16 protein-coding genes are annotated in these 17,384 nt (G+C 62.9%); 11 read left to right on the top strand and 5 right to left on the bottom strand.

The annotated features are described in order from the left end of the window. Window positions 1-29: 29 nt before the first annotated feature. Genes QN397_RS15550 through QN397_RS15540 form a run of 3 tightly spaced genes read right to left on the bottom strand, consistent with a single transcriptional unit; the run spans window position 30 to window position 2,005 of the window. On the bottom strand, window positions 30-704 hold the full coding sequence (locus tag QN397_RS15550; protein ID WP_323501357.1) for a phosphonate utilization protein: 675 nt from the start codon (window positions 702-704) through the stop codon (window positions 30-32). Further along, complete coding sequence (locus QN397_RS15545) at window positions 701-1,249, bottom strand: phosphonate degradation HD-domain oxygenase (RefSeq protein WP_323501356.1); 549 nt, start codon at window positions 1,247-1,249, stop codon at window positions 701-703. Before QN397_RS15545 ends, QN397_RS15550 begins: the two co-directional genes overlap by 4 nt. A gap of 3 nt (window positions 1,250-1,252) precedes the next feature. Further along, complete coding sequence (locus QN397_RS15540) at window positions 1,253-2,005, bottom strand: phosphonate utilization associated transcriptional regulator (protein ID WP_323501355.1); 753 nt, start codon at window positions 2,003-2,005, stop codon at window positions 1,253-1,255. A 164-nt stretch (window positions 2,006-2,169) separates the two neighbouring features. On the opposite strand from QN397_RS15540, the gene QN397_RS15535 reads away from it, so the two are divergent. The 6 genes from QN397_RS15535 to phnX are packed head-to-tail and all read left to right on the top strand — an operon-like array spanning window position 2,170 to window position 8,841. Then, entirely contained in the window at window positions 2,170-3,207 is a 1,038-nt protein-coding gene (locus QN397_RS15535; protein WP_187052096.1) for a putative 2-aminoethylphosphonate ABC transporter substrate-binding protein, read from the top strand. Between the two features lie 37 nt (window positions 3,208-3,244). Then, window positions 3,245-4,378 (top strand): putative 2-aminoethylphosphonate ABC transporter ATP-binding protein, encoded by a 1,134-nt coding sequence (locus QN397_RS15530; protein WP_323501354.1) that lies wholly within the window; start codon window positions 3,245-3,247, stop codon window positions 4,376-4,378. Window positions 4,379-4,404: 26 nt separating this feature from the next. Next, window positions 4,405-6,141: a putative 2-aminoethylphosphonate ABC transporter permease subunit gene (locus QN397_RS15525; protein ID WP_323501353.1), complete on the top strand. Its 1,737-nt coding sequence runs from the start codon at window positions 4,405-4,407 to the stop codon at window positions 6,139-6,141. A 26-nt stretch (window positions 6,142-6,167) separates the two neighbouring features. Beyond that, a complete protein-coding gene (locus tag QN397_RS15520) occupies window positions 6,168-6,869 on the top strand; it encodes an HAD family hydrolase (protein WP_323501352.1) in 702 nt (233 codons plus the stop codon). After that, complete coding sequence (locus QN397_RS15515; protein ID WP_323501351.1) at window positions 6,866-7,993, top strand: TIGR03364 family FAD-dependent oxidoreductase; 1,128 nt, start codon at window positions 6,866-6,868, stop codon at window positions 7,991-7,993. Before QN397_RS15520 ends, QN397_RS15515 begins: the two co-directional genes overlap by 4 nt. A gap of 20 nt (window positions 7,994-8,013) precedes the next feature. Then, window positions 8,014-8,841 carry a phosphonoacetaldehyde hydrolase gene (gene phnX, locus QN397_RS15510; protein ID WP_323501350.1) on the top strand — a complete coding sequence of 276 codons (828 nt, stop codon included), beginning with the start codon at window positions 8,014-8,016 and terminating at the stop codon, window positions 8,839-8,841. 16 nt (window positions 8,842-8,857) lie between these two features. On the opposite strand, the gene QN397_RS15505 is transcribed toward phnX, so the two are convergent. Together QN397_RS15505 and fabI are read right to left on the bottom strand one after the other, a co-directional pair. Next, window positions 8,858-9,733 carry a DNA ligase gene (locus QN397_RS15505; protein WP_323501349.1) on the bottom strand — a complete coding sequence of 292 codons (876 nt, stop codon included), beginning with the start codon at window positions 9,731-9,733 and terminating at the stop codon, window positions 8,858-8,860. 37 nt (window positions 9,734-9,770) lie between these two features. After that, complete coding sequence (fabI, locus tag QN397_RS15500) at window positions 9,771-10,562, bottom strand: enoyl-ACP reductase FabI (RefSeq protein WP_323495194.1); 792 nt, start codon at window positions 10,560-10,562, stop codon at window positions 9,771-9,773. A 37-nt stretch (window positions 10,563-10,599) separates the two neighbouring features. Here fabI and QN397_RS15495 point away from each other — a divergent pair, with 37 nt between their 5' ends. Genes QN397_RS15495 through QN397_RS15475 form a run of 5 tightly spaced genes read left to right on the top strand, consistent with a single transcriptional unit; the run spans window position 10,600 to window position 17,337 of the window. After that, complete coding sequence (locus QN397_RS15495) at window positions 10,600-12,396, top strand: extracellular solute-binding protein (RefSeq protein WP_323501348.1); 1,797 nt, start codon at window positions 10,600-10,602, stop codon at window positions 12,394-12,396. A 10-nt stretch (window positions 12,397-12,406) separates the two neighbouring features. Beyond that, on the top strand, window positions 12,407-13,441 hold the full coding sequence (locus QN397_RS15490; protein ID WP_187052087.1) for a microcin C ABC transporter permease YejB: 1,035 nt from the start codon (window positions 12,407-12,409) through the stop codon (window positions 13,439-13,441). Between the two features lie 4 nt (window positions 13,442-13,445). After that, window positions 13,446-14,504 carry an ABC transporter permease gene (locus tag QN397_RS15485; RefSeq protein ID WP_323495197.1) on the top strand — a complete coding sequence of 353 codons (1,059 nt, stop codon included), beginning with the start codon at window positions 13,446-13,448 and terminating at the stop codon, window positions 14,502-14,504. Beyond that, window positions 14,501-16,123 (top strand): dipeptide ABC transporter ATP-binding protein, encoded by a 1,623-nt coding sequence (locus QN397_RS15480; protein ID WP_323501347.1) that lies wholly within the window; start codon window positions 14,501-14,503, stop codon window positions 16,121-16,123. The genes QN397_RS15485 and QN397_RS15480 overlap by 4 nt, the downstream gene beginning before the upstream one ends. Window positions 16,124-16,131: 8 nt before the next feature. Next, on the top strand, window positions 16,132-17,337 hold the full coding sequence (locus QN397_RS15475; protein ID WP_323501346.1) for a YbfB/YjiJ family MFS transporter: 1,206 nt from the start codon (window positions 16,132-16,134) through the stop codon (window positions 17,335-17,337). The last annotated feature ends 47 nt before the right edge of the window (window positions 17,338-17,384 follow it).

Below are 17,384 nucleotides of genomic sequence, written 5' to 3'. Positions count from 1 at the left end.
CACGGCGTCATCGTCGAGAAGACCGGGCTCTACAGCTTCTTCATCATGTTCACCATCGGCATCACCAAGGGCCGCTGCCACATGACCAGCAGCAGGTACGGAATGCCATCGAACAGGAACAGCGCTGCGACGTAGGCCAGCGCATTGCCGGACGCGCGCACGCCGATGCCGTCGACCACCGTGTAGAGCGCGATGATGGCGGCGTTGCAGAGCGCAAAGGTCAGCGCCTTACGTCGCTGCGACTCGTCGCCGACGTGCAGCGCCGACCTTGACAGCCCGAGCGTGAGCACGCCGGCGCAAACGACAGCGATACCGATCCACGCTACCAGCGACAGCCGCTCGCCGATGAAGGTGAAGCTGCCGAGGGCGACCAGCAGAGGCGCGCTGCCACGCATCACGGGATAGGTGAGGCCGAGATCGCCATGCCGGTAAGCACCGGCCAGCGCGATGTAATAGCCGAGATGGATTCCCGTCGACGTGGCGATGTAAGGCCATGACGTCGCGCTCGGCAATCCGATGTAGAGCAACATCGGCAAAGCCAGGAAAAAGCCGAGACTGTGGATCAGCGCCGTGTCGAGCTGCTTGTCGCGGCCCGACTTGATGAGCGCGTTCCAACTGGCGTGCAGCAGCGCGCCGAACAGCACGGCGAGCACGATCGGCGCGGTCAGTCCTGCAGCGAGCACCACCGGTGCGACGGTGTTCACTGAACCATGCAGCGGCGGGCGCGCGCGAGGTAGTGCGCCAGCGTTGGCGTGACCAGGTCGGCTGATTTGGCCTGGTCGTCCCACAGTCGCAATTGCACCGCCTCGGGCGCGTTCTCTTGCGCGATGAACTGCGCCGCCTGCTCGGCTGAAAAGACGCCGCCTTGCAACGTGAGGCTGCGCTTGGAGTCGGCCGACAGGCTGGCCCAATAGTCGGGTCGCGTCGCACACAGGTAGCGCTTTGCATCGACGTGCCACTTGATCGCGCACAGCACGCGCTCGCCGAACACGCCGCGAAGAAAGGGAAGGGCGAAGTACTGGTGCACATCGTCGACGCCGCGCAGGCTCGGCGTCTCGCCCTGGTCGTTGAGCAGGTGGCCGAGGTCGTGCAGCAAGGCAGCCGTCACCAGTTCGTCGTCGGCACCGGCCTGTTCTGCGAGGTAGGCGCTTTGAAGTGCATGTTCGAGCTGCGTGACCGGCTCGCCGCTGTATTGCGCGGCGCCGTGGCGAGCAAAGAGCGTGTCGATGTCTTGCAGTGTCAGTGCCATGGGTCAGGCCTCCACGGTGGCGTTCGATTTAACTGCATTGCCAGCGGTCAGGACCGCAGCCTTCAATGCGTCTGCCTGCTTGGCCTCGTAGTTGCGCAGGGTGCGTTCGCGGCTGTTCATCACATGCTGGTACATCGCCTGGCCGGCTGCCTCAGGCTCGCCCGCTGCGATGGTCTTAACGATCAAACGATGCTCCCGCGAGTAGACCGTCATCGATTCGTTGGTGAGGTTCTGGCGCCGGAACAGCGAGAGTTCGTTGACCAGCTTGCGGTACGTCGACGTGAGCTTCGTATTGCCGGCGAGTTCGAGCAAGCGGTCATGGAACTTCAGGTTGAAGCGGTGGTAGTCGTGCGCGTTGTCGGCCTTCACGGCCTGGTCCATGGCGTCGGTCAGCTGGCGCAACTCGCGGACTTCTGCGGTGCTGATCCCTTCCGCAAGTTTGCGTCCCACATGAAGATCCAAGACGGCGCGCAATTCGAAGATCTCCAGCGCTTCTTCGATCGGCACATCGCGCACGAACACGCCGCGGTTCTTTTCGGTACGAACCAATCCAGCTTCCTCGAGCATGCGAAAAGCTTCGCGCACCGGGCCGCGCGATACGCCGAGTTGCGCTGCCAGCGTGGCTTCCGTCAGCTTGGAACCCGACGACAACTCGCCATCCAGAATCATGCGTTCGATCTCGACCTGCACCAGATTCGCGAGCGAATTGCCCTGAAGCTGTGCGATGGCGGGACTGCTGGATATCTTTTTGACCATGATCGATCGTAGGTCAGTCATTCGAGATTGTCTACAATTTACAAAAGACAATAAACTAAGTTTTCGATCGGGTCCCGATTTTGCTTTGCCTTCGTGTCACGAATATGTCGTGTCGGTCCGGCAGAGTCCATCTTCGATTTTCTTTAGATCCAGGAGCCCCTTAAATGAAGTTCGCAAAGTCCCTGATTGTTGGCCTGCTCGGTCTGGCGTGTGCCGCCGGCGCATGGGCGCAGAAAACCCAGCTGACCGTTTACACCGCGCTCGAAACCGACCAGCTGAAGGCCTACCAGGAAGCATTCAACAAGGTCGAGCCCAACATTGAAATCAAGTGGGTGCGCGATTCGACCGGCGTCATCACCGCCAAGCTGCTCGCCGAAAAAGCCAACCCGCAAGCCGACGCCATCTGGGGTGTGGCAGCCACCAGCCTGGCGCTGTTCAAGCGCGACGGCATGCTCGAGCCCTATGCGCCGTTGAACCTCGACGCGATCATGTCGCAGTACCGGGACAAGGCATCGCCACCGGCTTGGTGGGGCATGGACGTGTTCGGTGCAGTGGTCTGCTTCAACACCGTCGAGGCCAAGAAGAAGAACCTGCCGATCCCGACGACCTGGAAAGACCTGACCAACCCGATCTACAAGGGCCAGGTCGTGATGCCCAATCCCGCCTCTTCAGGCACCGGATACCTTGACGTCGTGTCGTGGCTGCAGATGTGGGGCGACGATGGCGGCAAGGGCGGCGGCTGGAAGTTCATGGACGCGCTGCACGAGAACATTGGCCAATACACGCACTCGGGGTCCAAGCCATGCACCATGGCGTCGGCCGGTGAATACGTGGCGGGCATCTCGTTTGAATACCGCGCACACATGAACAAGACCAAGGGTGCACCGATCGACCTGGTGTTCCCGAAGGAAGGCCTCGGTTGGGACCTCGAGGGCTTCGCGATCTACAAGGGCACCAAAAAGCTTGAAGCTTCGAAGAAGCTCGCCGACTGGGCTTCGTCGAAGGACGCGATGATCCTCTACGGCAAGAACTTCGCGATCACAGCGCAGCCGGGCGTGGCGCCCAAGCTGGCAAACATCCCTGCCGACTACGAGTCACGTTTGATCAAGCTCGACTTCGACAAGGCCGCTGCGGGCCGCGCTGCGACGCTGGCCGAATGGTCGAAACGCTACGACGCGAAGAGCGAGCCCAAAGCCAAGTAACCCAAGTAACCCAAGTAAGCCGGCGAAGGTCATCGCAATGGTTGCAGTCAACGACTACCTTCAGCTGAAGGGCATCCGCAAAAGCTTCGGCGCGTTCAACGCGTTGGACGGCATCGATCTGTCGATTAGACAGGGCGAGTTCATCTGTTTCCTCGGGCCGTCGGGCTGCGGAAAGACCACGTTGCTGCGCATCATCGCGGGGCTCGAGACGCAAACGGCTGGCACCATCCTGCAGGCCGGCCGTGACATTTCTGTGCTGCCGCCAGCCGGGCGCGACTACGGAATCATGTTCCAGTCGTATGCGCTCTTTCCCAACCTGACGGTGGCTCAGAACGTCGGCTACGGGCTGGTCAACCGCAAGCAGAGCAGGTCGCAGATCGCGCAGCGGGTCGAAGAGCTGCTCAAGCTGGTCGGCTTGCCGGGCAGCGGCGGAAAGTACCCGGCACAGATGTCGGGAGGGCAGCAGCAGCGCATCGCGCTGGCACGTGCGCTCGCGACGTCGCCAGGGCTGCTGCTACTCGACGAGCCGCTCTCTGCGCTCGACGCCATCGTGCGGGTGCATCTGCGCAACGAAATCCGGTCGCTGCAACGCGAGTTGGGCGTGACGACCGTGATGGTCACGCACGACCAGGAAGAAGCGCTGTCGGTGGCCGACCGCATCGTGGTGATGAACCACGGTGTGATCGAGCAGGTCGGCACACCGCTGGAGGTGTACCGCGAACCGGCATCTCCGTTCGTTGCTGAATTCGTCGGCAAGGTGAATCGGCTGACCGCAGTGGCGGAGGGCGATCACTGGTTTCGCTGTGGCGACATGCGTCTGAAGACGGCGGCCGGTCATGGCGCGGACTTCAGGCCCGGCCGCGACGTCGCGCTCTACCTTCGTCCGGAAGACCGGGTGGTCGGCAACGTTCTCGACGACGATCCGATGCGATGCGAAGGCACTGTGCGGCACATTGAATTCCTGGGCGGTAATTGCCTGGCCGAAGTCGACGTGCTCGGCATCCCCGGGCAGCCGTTGCTTCTGCAGTATTCGCTCAACCAGATGGACGAGTTCGGCGTGCGCGAAGGTGCCAGCGTGCGCTTTGCGCTGCGGGCCGATCGGCTGCGGGTGTTTCCTCTTTCCCCCATGCATTCCGTGGCTCCCGTGTCTGCCATGGCAGCTGCTGCCTGACGCGACCGCGATAGCGCGAGAACTCGATGTCAGCATTCCCCGCACTGTCAGCCGCGTCGATCGTACTGGTCGCGCCCCCGCTGAAGCAACGTGTCTATTGGGTCGATCGAATGTCGCATTTGGCGCTGCTGTTCACAGTCGCCTTGCTCACCATCGGACTTGTGGCGCCGCTGCTGTTTATTCTTTCTAAGGCGCTGGAGACACCCGATGGCGCTGCGTCGGGCGTGAGCGCGTTCGGCAGCTACATCGCGTCGCCTGCGCTGATGCAGAGCCTCTGGCACAGCACCTGGGTGTCGGTGCTGGTGATGATCATCGTGGTGCCGCTGGCATTCACCTTCGCCTATGCGCTCACGCGAAGCTGCATGCCGTTGAAGCCGCTCTTTCGCACCACCACGCTGCTGCCGCTGCTGGCGCCGTCGCTGCTGTCGGCCATCTCGCTGATCTACTGGTTCGGCAATCAAGGTGTTGCCAAGGACTTCTGGCTCGCGCTCGGGTTCACTGGCATCTACGGACCGTCGGGCATCGTGCTGGCGGAGTGCTTCTCCGTGTTCCCGCACGTGTTGATGATCCTGGTCACCGCGCTCACGCTGGCCGATGCGCGGCTGTACGAAGCGGCCGATGCGCTGGGCACGAGCACGGTGCGGAAGTTCTTCACCATCACGCTGCCGGGTGCCAAGTACGGGCTGATCTCCTCGGGGTTGGTGAGCTTCACCCTGGTGATGACCGACTTCGGCATCCCGAAGGTGGTCGGCGGTAATTTCAACGTGTTGGCGACCGACGTCTTCAAGCTTGTCATCGGTCAGCAGGACTTTCGGCGTGGCGCGGTCGTCGCGCTGTTCTTGCTGACGCCGGCGGCGCTCACTTTCGCCATCGATTACTTCGTGCAGCGAAAGCAAGTGTCGGTCTTGTTGGCGCGCGCGGTGGCGCTGGTGCCGCGGCCATCGCGCCGCTTCGACCTGGCGATGACGATCTACTGCAGCGTGATCGTCGCGCTCATGCTTGCCATGTTCTTCATGGCGGTGTTCGCATCGTTCGCGACGCTCTGGCCGTACAACCTGACACCCAGCTTCTCGCACTACGTGTCAGGTTTGGTCGATGCCGAACTGGGCGACGCAATGCTCAACAGCCTCAAGCTGGCGGCATGCACGGCGGTGATCGGCACCATCGTCGTCTTTATCGGCGCCTACCTGCTGGAGAAGACGCGCGGGCTCGACTGGGCGCGGCCGGTGATCCGGTTGATGGCAATGCTGCCGATGGCGGTACCGGGCCTGGTGCTCGGCTTGGGCTACATCTTCTTCTTCAACGCACCTGCCAATCCGTTGAACTTCATGTACCAGTCGCTGGGCATTCTGGTGCTCTGCACGATCATTCATTTCTACACGACGGGCCATCTGACGATGGTCACCGCGTTGAAGTCGATCGACCCGGAATTCGAGTCGGTCTCGGCTTCGCTCAAGGTGCCGTTCTACAAGACCTTCTGGCGTGTCACGCTGCCGATCTGCCTGCCGACCTTGCTGGATGTGTCGCGCTACTTTTTCATCAACGCGATGACGACGATCTCGGCCGTGGTGTTTCTGTACTCACCCGACACCAAGGTGGCGGCCGTCGCGATATTGAACCTCGACGAAGCCGGCGACACCGGCCCGGCCGCCGCGATGGCGGTGCTCATCGCCGCGACCTCGCTGGTCGTCACCTTGCTGTACATGGCGCTCGGCAAGTGGATCGACCACCGCACGCAAGCCTGGCGGGCGCCGAACCGTTGATACGGTCCACTGCGATGTCCACTCCCATGCAAACTCTGGCCCTGTTCGATCTCGACAACACCTTGCTGACCGGCGACAGCGAGGTACTGTGGGCCGACTTTTTGGTGAGCCGCGGCCTGCTCGGCGACTGCTTCGCGCAGCGCAACGCGGACATGGACCGGCGTTATCACGCAGGCGAAGCAGCGCCGGGCGAGTTCTGTGAATTTTTCGCTTCCACCTTCGAGGGCCGCAGTCCGGCCGAGTGGTCGCCGACGCGCGCTGCGTTCATGAACGAAGTGATTAGTCCGCGCATTCCGGACGCGGCACGCGAACTCGTCCAGCAACATCGCGATCGTGGCGATCTGCTGGTGCTGACCAGCGCGACGAGTCGCTTTCTTGTCGAACTGACTGCGGGCGAACTTGGCTTCGAGCATGTGATCGCGACCGAGCTCGAAGTGCTTGCCAATGGCCGTTTTGCTGGCCGCACGCGCGATGTGCTCAATATGCGCGAGGGCAAGGTCATGCGCTTGCGCAACTGGCTGGCAGCGCGTGACGACACGACCGATGGCGTCGACGCGCAACTCGCGCGTGCTTTTTTCTACAGCGATTCGATCAACGACCTGCCGCTGTTGCTGGTGGTCGGCCAGCCTGTCGTGGTCGATCCCGATGCTCGCCTCGCGGTCGAAGCGCAGCAGCGGCACTGGCCGGTGCTTCGGTTGGCGCGTGGGCTTCCTTCTTCTTCATCATGACCTCTTCCGAAACGAAATTCGATCTCATCGTGGTGGGTGCCGGCATCGTGGGCCTGGCTCACGCGTACACGGCGGCCAAGCGCGGGTTGAAAGTCTGTGTGCTCGAACGCGACGCCGCGTGCGTCGGTGCATCGATCCGCAACTTCGGGTTCATCACAGTCACCGGCCAGGGCGAAGGCGACACCTGGCGCCGTGCCCGCCGCGCGCGGGAAGTGTGGGGCGAGGTCGCCCCGCAAGCGGGCATCGCCGTTTTGCATCACGGCCTGTACCTGAGCGCTTTTCGCCCCCAGGCGTTGAAGGTTCTCGAGGAGTTCATGGCCACACCAATGGGAGACGGTTGCGAGCTGCTCGACATCAGCGAGGCCATGCGGCGCGCGCCGGTCATGCAACTCGAGGGCGCCCAAGCGGTGCTCTACAGCCCTCACGAGATGCGGGTCGAATCGCGCACCGCTATCGGTCTGCTTGCCAAGTGGCTGGCCGCATCGTTGGGCGTGGTGTTTCGCTTCGGCGAAGCGGTACTCGAAGTCGCCACGCCGCGAGTGCGCACCTCGCTCGCCGCCCTGCATGCGGAGCGCGTGGTCGTCTGCACCAACACCGACTTGCACGGCCTCTTCGCGGAACGACTGGCGCAGCACAAGCTCACGCTGTGCCAGTTGCACATGCTGCGCGTTCAGCCCGAGCCCGGCTTCCGTTTGCCCGGCTCTGTGATGTCCGATCTGAGCCTGGTGCGCTATCACGGTTACAGCAAGCTGCCGGCCGCGGCACTGCTGCTCGAACAGATGCGCCGCGAGGAGGGCGAGTCGCTCGACAACGGCATTCACCTGATCGTGGTGCAGAGCGCCGACGGCTCGCTGGTCGTCGGCGATTCGCATCATTACGGCGCCGCGCCGGAACCCTTTGCCGATCAGCGCGTGGACGATCTCATCCTCGGTCACCTGCACAAGACCTTGAAGTTGCAGCAGGCCAAAGTGACCGAGCGCTGGGTCGGAACCTATCCTTCATCCGCCACAACCGACTGCCTGATCGACAGGCCCGACGACGCTACGCGGCTGGTGCTGGTCACCAGCGGCACCGGTGCCAGCACCGCTTTTGGCATTGCCGAGGACGTCTTCGCCGGTTGGTAGATTTCTCGAGACAAACTTCCATGACCACTTCTTCCGCCGCATTGCCCCGCCACCTCAGCGCCGTCGTTTTCGACTGGGCCGGCACCATCCTCGACTTCGGTTCCTGCGCGCCAATGGGCGCCTTCGTGCGCCTGTTCGAGAAGTTCGGCATCGTGATCACCGTCGACGAAGCGCGCGGGCCGATGGGCGTGGCCAAGTGGGACCATATCAAGGCGCTCGGTACATTGCCGCGCGTCGCCGCGCAGTGGCAAAAGCGTTTCAGCCGGCCGCTCACCGATGCCGACGTCGACCACCTGTATGAAGTCTTCACGCCGATGAATGCGGCCGTCGTGGCCGACTTCGCAGACTTCATTCCGGGCGCGGTCGAGATGGTTAACACGCTGCGCGCGCGCGGGCTCAAGATCGGTTCGACCACCGGATACAACCGGCCGATCATGGAAGTCGTGACGCCCATCGCTGCCGCTGGCGGCTACGTGCCGGACAACCTGGTTTGCGCCGGGGATCTGGCAGCCGGGCGGCCCTCGCCGTTGATGATGTACCGCACCTTTGCCGACATCGGCGTGTGGCCACCGTCGAGCGTGGTCAAGGTCGACGACACGGGTGTCGGGATCGAAGAGGGCATCCATGCCGGCACCTGGACAGTGGGGCTGGCTGTGAGCGGCAACGCGGTCGGCCTGTCGCTGGCTGAATGGCAGGCACTCGACGCTGCCAGCCAGGATGCGCTCAGGCAGATCGCCACCGCCAAGCTGAAGGCATCAGGCGCCCACTACGTGATCGACAGCGTGGCCGATTTGCTGCCGGTGATCGACGATATCGAAGCGAAGCTCAGGCAAGGCATCGCGCCCTGATCGAGCGGCGCCGATTTCAGGTCGGGCCTTCTTCCCGCACCCGCAAAAATCGTGCGAAGCGCGGCAGTCCGCTGGCGTTTGCACCGTTGAATCGGTAGGTCACCCAGGTGCCCACTGCCGGCGGGTTGTCGCGCTGCGCATCGGTGAAGCCGCCGCCAAGCTTGAAGCGTCGCCCTCCGGGTGTCTCGACCAGCAAGGCGCCGAGTCGACCGGTGTGTCGGCCCTTTCCCGGAAGTTGCTCGACCACGCGCGCCTCGGCATCGTCATAGAGTTTGAACTTGAGCAAGTCGCCATTGCGCTCGCCGCGATAGAGCGACGCGCCGCGATGCAGCATCAGCCCCTCGCCGCCCAGCTTGACGGTCTTGTCCAGCAGGGCCTGCAAGTCGGCATGCGTGGTCGTGTGCTCTTGAGCCACCGGCATCACCCAGGGTGCGCTGGTGATCGGCAGCAGCTTTTTCAGCGCGGCCAGCCGGAGGTCGAAAGTGCCGGGTTGGGCTGGCAAGTCGAACACCATGAAGCGCATCTCGCGCCAGGCAGCGTCGTTGGGCGTCTGGCTGCGCACGGTCGAGAGCGCACGCTCGAACTGGCCATGTCCGGCCCACAACTCACCGTCGAGCGGCGTGCGAGGCAGTGGCGCAGTGAACCAGATGGGCGCTGTCACGCGCTCTCCGCCGCGCGTCCACAACTGCTTGCCATCCCAGTAGCCTCGAACGCCGTCGTACTTCTCGCTGACCCAGAAGCCGTCGAGCGACATGCCGCGGCGGTACACCTCGGCCAGCATCAGCGGTGGTGCCGGCTCGCGCGCGTAGGCTGCAGGAGCCAGCGATGTGACACTGGTGGCCGTGGTGATCGCAGCAGCGAAAGCCGCGGATAGAAAAATGCGCCGTTTCATATGGCCCTCCCAGGCACTCTCTCCGCGACGGGACCGGTCAGGATGCCGGTTCGTCGATTCCGCCGACGACCTGGCTGAAGCCACCGTCGACATAGGTGATTTCGGCCGTCACGCCGCTTGCCAGATCGCTCAACAAGAACGCAGCGACGTTGCCGACGTCTTCGATGGTCACGTTGCGACGCAATGGCGAAACCTCGGCGACGGCCGACAGGATCTTGCCGAAGCCCTTGATGCCGCTGGCCGCCAGCGTCTTGATTGGTCCGGCACTGATGCCGTTGACGCGCATGCCCTTCGGGCCGAGCGACCCGGCGAGATAACGCACCGAGGCTTCGAGCGACGCCTTGGCAAGACCCATCGTGTTGTAGTTGGGCAGCGCGCGAATCGCGCCGAGGTAGGTCAGTGTCAGCAGCGCCGACTTGTCGTTGAGATAGGGCAGTGCCGCCTTGGCCATGCCCGGAAAACTGTAGGCGCTGATGTCGTGTGCGATGCGGAAGCCTTCGCGCGTGATGCCTTCCAGGAAGTCGCCCGAGATCGCTTCGCGCGGCGCGAAGCCTATGCTGTGCACGAAGCCGTCGAACTTGGGCCAGCTTTGAGAAAGGTCGGCGAACAGTTTGTCGATTTGCGCGTCGTCACTCACGTCGCAATCGAAGATCAGCGTGGAGCCGAACTCTTTCGCGAAGTCGGCGGTACGGTCCTTGAAGCGCTCGCCGACGTAGCTGAATGCCAGTTCTGCGCCTTGCTGGTGGCACGCTCTGGCGATGCCGTAGGCGATGGAGCGGTTGCTCAGCACGCCTGTGATCAACAGTTTCTTGCCCGAAAGAAAGCCCATAAATTTGCCTCACATAAATCTTGTGCAGAATTCTCGCATGCGATGTTGGTTGCTTTGTCTGTGGATGCTCGTGGCAGCCCCCTCGTGGGCAGCCCATGCCTACGCACAATTCGGCGATATCAAATACCCCGAAGGCTTCACGCATTTCGGTTACGTCAACCCCGACGCACCCAAAGGCGGGGAATTGCGCATGGTGCCGCCGATCGCGGTCACCAATTTCGACAAGTTCAACCCGTTCACGCTCAAGGGCACCGCGCCGGCAGGACTGGGGTTGTTGGTGTTCGAGAGCTTGCTCATTGGCAATTCAGAAGAAGCCACGACCGCATACGGCCTGCTCGCCGAAGATGTCACGGTGGCGCCCGACATGCTGTCCGCTACTTTCAAACTGCGGGCGACGGCGCGCTTCAACGATGGTTCGCCAGTGCTGGCCGCCGACGTGGTCCATTCGTTCGAAACGCTGACCGGCAAGCTGGCCGCTCCCCAGTTTCGAACGATCTACGCGGAGGTGAAGCGTGCGGTGGCTGTCGACGAGCGCACCGTGCGATTCGAGTTTGCCAACCCCAATCGCGAATTGCCGCTGGTGGTAGGTGGCATGGCGGTGTTCAGCCGTGCATGGGGTGGCGGCAAGCCGTTCGATCAGATCACCAGCGATGTGCCGATTGCGTCCGGCCCGTACAAGCCAGCCAGCGCGCGGCTGGGACGCGATATCACCTACCTGCGTGACCCGAACTACTGGGGTGCGCAGTTGCCCGTGCGCAAGGGGCAGTTCAACTTCGACCGACTGACATTCAAGCTCTACCTCGACGAGACGGCGCGCTTCGAAGGCCTCAAAGCCGGTGAGTTCGACTTCATGCGCGAGTTCATTTCGCGCAATTGGGCGCGGCAATACAGCGGCAAGCAGTTCGATTCGGGCGATGTCAAAAAGCAGGTCTTCGAGAACCGCAACCCTGGCGACTTTCAAGGGTACGTGTTCAACCTGCGCAACCCGAAGTTTCAGGATGTGCGCGTGCGACAAGCGATTGGCTTGGCGATGGACTTCGAATGGCTCAACCGGCAGCTTTTCTACGGCCTCTACAAACGCGTGGACGGCTATTTCCCAAACAGCGAATTTCATGCGTCGGGGTCGCCGACGTCGGACGAGCTGGCATTGCTCGAACCCTTGCGCAAGGAGCTGCGGCCCGTTGTGTTCGGGCCCGCTGTCGTGTCGCCGACGACCCTGCCGCCGGCGAGCTTGCGCGACAACTTGCGGCAGGCGCAACAGCTGCTGGCACAAGCCGGCTGGACATATCGCGACGGCGCGCTGCGCAATGCGAAGAACGAGGTCTTCGACATCGAGCTGCTCAACAACCAGGCATCGTTGATTCGGCTCATCACGCCGCTGCAAACGTCGCTGAGCAAGCTGGGCATCGACCTGCGGGTGCGCACTGTCGATGGCTCGCTGTACCAGCAGCGCATGGACAACTTCGAGTTCGAGATGACCACGGTGCGACTGCCTGGCAGCAATGCGCCGGGCGGCGAGATGTTCGAGCTGTTCGGTTCCAAGGCGGCGGCCACGACCGGCTCATCGAACATCTGGGGCATCGCCGATCCGGCGGTCGATGCGCTGCTGCAGAAGGTGGTGCAGGCCACGACACGCCCCGAGCTAACCGCCGCGATGCGCTCGCTCGACCGTGTGCTGTCGCATGGCTATTACTCGATCCCGCAGTGGTACAGCGATGCGTTCCTGGTCGGCTATCGGCCGGCTGGCTTTGTGCTGCCGCCGACCCTGCCGCCGTTCTATCAGCCCGATTCGTGGGCTATGGCGACCTGGTGGGCGTCGCCTTCAAACAAGTAGATCAACGCCAATGGCCAGCTATATCCTCAAACGCCTGCTGCTGATGGTGCCGACGCTGCTCGGCGTACTCATCCTGACGTTCGTGGTGACCCAGTTCGTGCCCGGCGGGCCGGTAGAGCAAATGGTCTCGCAGCTGCAAGGCCGCGACTCGGGCGGTGAGCGTGCAGCGTCGAGCGGTGCAGGTTACCGCGGGCGGCAGGGACTCGATGCCAAGCGCATCGAAGAAATCAAGCAGCTTTATGGCTTCGACAAGCCGCCGATTGAGCGCTTCTGGGGCATGCTGAAATCTTTCGCGCGTTTCGATCTCGGGCAGAGCTTCTATCAACGTAAGGACGTCTGGCAACTGGTGAAAGAAAAGCTGCCGGTGTCGATCAGCCTCGGGTTGTGGACCTTCTTCATCAGCTACCTCATCGCGGTGCCGCTGGGTGTCGCCAAAGCGGTACGCGCCGGTTCTCGCTTCGACTTCGTGACCACGCTGGTCGTGCTTGTCGGCTATGCGATTCCCGGCTTCGTGCTCGGGGTGGCGCTGCTGGTGATCTTCGGCGGGCAGTTGCAGTGGTTTCCGCTGCGCGGGCTCACCTCGTCTAACTGGGACAGCATGACCTGGGGCGCACGCATCGTCGACTATCTGTGGCACATCACCTTGCCCATCACCGCGATGGTGCTCGGCAGTTTTGCGGTGACCGCCATGCTCACCAAGAACTCGTTCCTCGAAGAGATCCGTAAGCAATACGTGCTGACCGCGCGCGCCAAAGGTCTGTCGGAGCGGCAGGTGCTGTGGAAGCATGTGTTTCGCAATGCGCTGATCCCGATCATCACGGGCTTTCCGGCGGCTTTCATCGGTGCGTTCTTTACCGGATCGTTGCTCATCGAAACGCTGTTCTCTCTGGACGGGCTGGGCTTGCTGAGCTATGAGAGCGTGATCCGTCGTGATTACCCAGTGGTCCTCGGCACGCTTTACCTCTTCACCCTGATCGGCCTGGTGACCAAACTCATCAGCGATCTTTGCTACGTGTGGGTCGACCCGAGAGTGAAGTTTGACTGAGCCCATGAACACGATCGTGGCGCCTGCGCGCTCAGCCCCGTCGCTGTCACCTGCGCGGCGCGCGTGGCGGCGTTTTCGACGCAACCCGCTCGGGTTTTGGAGTCTCGTGCTTTTCAGCATCCTCGTCGTACTGAGCCTGTTCGCCGAATTGCTGTCGACCGACAAGCCGCTGGTGGTTCGATACGAAGGCCAAACGTACTTTCCGGTGATGCGCGACTATGCCGAAAAGACCTTCGGCGGCGACTTCGAAACGCCTGCCGACTACCTCGACCCCTTCATCCGCGAGCGCATCACGCGAGGACCGAACTGGGCGCTCTATGCGCCCAACCCGTACGGGCCAAAGACGCTTAATTATTTCGCGAAGTTTCCCAATCCTTCGGCGCCGTCGCGTGACAACCTTTTCGGCACCGACGACCGTGGGCGCGACCTGCTGGCGCAACTGATCTACGGTTTCAGGGTGAGCGTGTTGTTCGCGTTGGCGCTCACGTTCATCGGCACTTTGCTGGGCGTGATCACCGGCGCCATCCAGGGCTTCTTCGGCGGCAAGACCGACCTTGCGTTTCAACGCTTCATCGAAATCTGGGGCTCGATGCCGGAGCTCTACCTGCTCATCATCTTCAGTGCGATCTTCGCGCCCAGCATCGCATTGCTTTTGATTCTGCTGAGCCTGTTCGGCTGGATGGGCTTGTCCGATTACGTCCGTGCCGAGTTCCTGCGAAATCGCCAGATGGACTACGTGCGCGCCGCACGCGCACTGGGGGTCGGCAACATGCAGATCATGTGGCGCCACATCCTGCCCAACAGCATGACGCCGGTGGTCACGTTCTTGCCGTTTCGCATGAGTGCCGCGATCCTGGCGTTGACCTCGCTGGATTTTCTGGGGCTCGGTGTACCGCCAGGCACGCCATCGCTGGGCGAATTGCTGAGCCAGGGCAAGGCCAACATCGACGCCTGGTGGATCTCGCTGTCGACCTTTGCCGTGCTGGTCGTCACGCTCATGCTGCTCACTTTCATGGGCGATGCGCTGCGCGACGCGCTCGACCCGCGCAAGGCCGAAAAATGAAGTTCGAACCGCTGCTCGAGGTGAAGAATCTGCGGGTCGCATTCGGCGACAAGGAAGTCGTGCACGGTGTCGACTTCAGCATCGGTGCGGGCGAAAAGCTTGCGCTCGTCGGGGAGTCGGGTTCGGGCAAAACGGTGACTGCGTTGTCGCTGTTGCGCCTCGTGCAAAACGCCACGGTGAGTGGCGTCGCCAGGCTTCAGGGTGGCGACAAAGATTCAGGTTTTCGCGATCTGCTGTCGCTCCCTGAGCAGCGACTGCGCGGCATCCGCGGCAAGGAGATCGCGATGATTTTCCAGGAGCCGATGACAGCGCTCAACGCGCTCTACAGCGTCGGCGACCAGATCGCGGAGGTGCTCGAACTGCACGAAGGCCTGTCGGCGCGTGCTGCCCAGGCTGCAGCGGTCCAGCTACTGGCCGACACCGGCATCGCCGAGCCGGCACGGCGGGCGCAGGCATTACCACATCAGTTGTCGGGCGGGCAGCGCCAGCGCGCCATGATCGCCATGGCCCTGGCCTGCAAGCCGCGGGTGCTGCTGGCCGACGAGCCGACTACTGCGCTCGATGTCACGGTGCGGGCGCAGATTCTCGAACTGCTGGCCGACCTGCAGCGCCGCTACGGCATGGCGGTGCTGTTGATCACGCACGACCTGAATCTGGTCCGCAAGTTCGCCGATCGCGTGGCCGTGATGGAAAACGGCGACATCGTGGAGCAGGGCGATGTTGCGGCGGTGTTCGACGCACCGCGCCATGCCTACACGCGCAAGCTGATCGACAGTCATCCGGTGCGCAACGTGAGCCCGGTGCCGAGCACGAACGATGCGGCGCCTGTGCTTCAGGCCGAAGCGCTGCGAGTGGTCTACCCGGTGCCGCGCCCCGGCATCGCCGGATGGTTCAGAAAGGCATCGTTCGTAGCCGTCGAAGGCGCGGATTTCCGCATCGTGCCGGGCGAAACGCTGGGTGTGGTCGGCGAGTCGGGCTCGGGCAAGTCGACGTTGGCGCTGGCCGCGCTGGGCTTGCTGCCGCACGGTGGCACGCTTGCAGTGACGGGGCAACGCTGGGCCGCCGGCAAGGGCGCTGATCGGGCACTGCGCCGCGTCATGCAGGTCGTCTTTCAAGATCCGTTCTCGTCGCTCTCACCACGGATGACAGTCGAGCAGATCGTCGGTGAGGGGCTGCTTGTGCACGAGCCGGCGCTCGGCTCGTCCGCGCGGCGGGATCGCGTGCTGACGGCGCTGGCCGATGTCGGCTTGACGGAGGTTCAATTCCACGCGCTGCTCGACCGTTATCCGCATGAATTTTCGGGTGGCCAGCGGCAGCGACTGGCCATTGCGCGTGCCCTGATCGTCGACCCGCAGTTGCTGGTGCTCGACGAACCTACAAGTGCGCTCGACGTCACGGTGCAAAAACAGGTGCTCGGTCTCCTGCAAAAGCTGCAGCGCGAGCGCGGGCTGAGTTACCTGCTCATCACGCACGACGTCGAAGTGATTCGGGCCATGGCGCATCAGGTGATCGTCATGAAGGACGGTGCCATCCTGGAGCGCGGCAGTGTCGATGAAGTGCTCGACTCACCACACCATCCCTATACGCAAACACTGGTCCGGGCTGCATTGGCCACCTGAAATGAAGAATGACAAGTTTTGAATCGGATCGACGCGGAGCCTGGCGTGCGGCGCTGGCTTGCATGGTCACGCTCGCGGTCGCCATGGGCCTGGGGCGCTTCGCTTTCACACCGATGCTGCCGATCATGTTGCATGAGGGCAAGCTCGACCTGCAGGCGGGCGGTTTGCTGGCGTCGCTCAACTACCTGGGTTACTTCGTTGGTGCGGTGACCTGCGCGTCGCTCCGGGTCAAGGCCACAACGATGGTGCGCAGCGGCCTGATTGCGACCGCGGCGTTGCTGATCGGAATGGGATTGCTACACGGCTTCAGCATCTGGGGCGTGCTGCGGACGGCCGCTGGCGTGATGAGTGCTTGGGTGTTTGTCTTTGCGTCCGGCTGGGGCGCACGCCGGCTCGCAGAAACCAATTCGCCGATGCTGGGCGGCGTGATCTTTACCGGGCCAGGCGTTGGCATCGCGACGACCGGCCTGCTTGGCGGCGTGGTGGGGCGGTGGGGCTCCGATGCGGCGTGGATCGGTTTCGGCATCGTGGCGCTGGCGCTGATCGCGGTGATCTGGCGCGTGTTCGACGATGGCGCGAAGGCAGTGCCAGCGTCGGTGGGCATGTTAGCGACGCCTCGTTCTGCTGCAGCGACTCAGGCGGCGCGCGGGGACGCCGGCTGGTTGATCGCTCTGTACGGTATCGCCGGCTTTGGGTACATCATCACAGCGACGTTTTTGCCTGTCATCGCGCGGCAGGCGTTGCCTGGGTCTCCCTGGCCAGACCTTTTCTGGCCCTTGTTCGGGCTGGCGGTGATCGTCGGCGCGCTGATCGGCGCCCGAGCGCCAACGCATTGGGACAACCGGCTGCTCATGGCCATTGCCTATGCGCTGCAGGCGGCAGGTGTCGTGCTGTCGGTGGTTTGGCCCACCATCGTCGGCTTCGCGCTTGGCAGCTTGCTGCTCGGCTTGCCGTTTACGGTCATCACGCTGTTTGCCGTGCGCGAGGCGCGGCGGCTCCGCGGCAATTCAGCGGCAGGGCTGATCGGCTATGCGACGGCGTCTTATGGCGTCGGCCAGATTCTGGGGCCGCTTTTTGCTGCGCCGCTGGCGCAGCGCACCGGTTCGTTCGGGGTGCCTTTGCTGGTCGCGGCGGCAGCCTTGGCGCTCGGCAGCGTCATGTTTGCGTGGGTATGGTCGAAATCGCGTGCCTCAAGCCACGTGGCAGCCGTCTAAGGCCTGGGAAAGCCTTTATTTGTCACCTGAATGGCATATAATTCGAG

The sequence above is a fragment of the Variovorax sp. RTB1 genome (genome assembly GCF_035018765.1).
Taxonomy (GTDB): Bacteria; Pseudomonadota; Gammaproteobacteria; order Burkholderiales; family Burkholderiaceae_C; genus Variovorax.
Note: the sequence above shows the minus strand (reverse complement) of the source record. Positions and strands in the feature narration are given on the sequence as shown.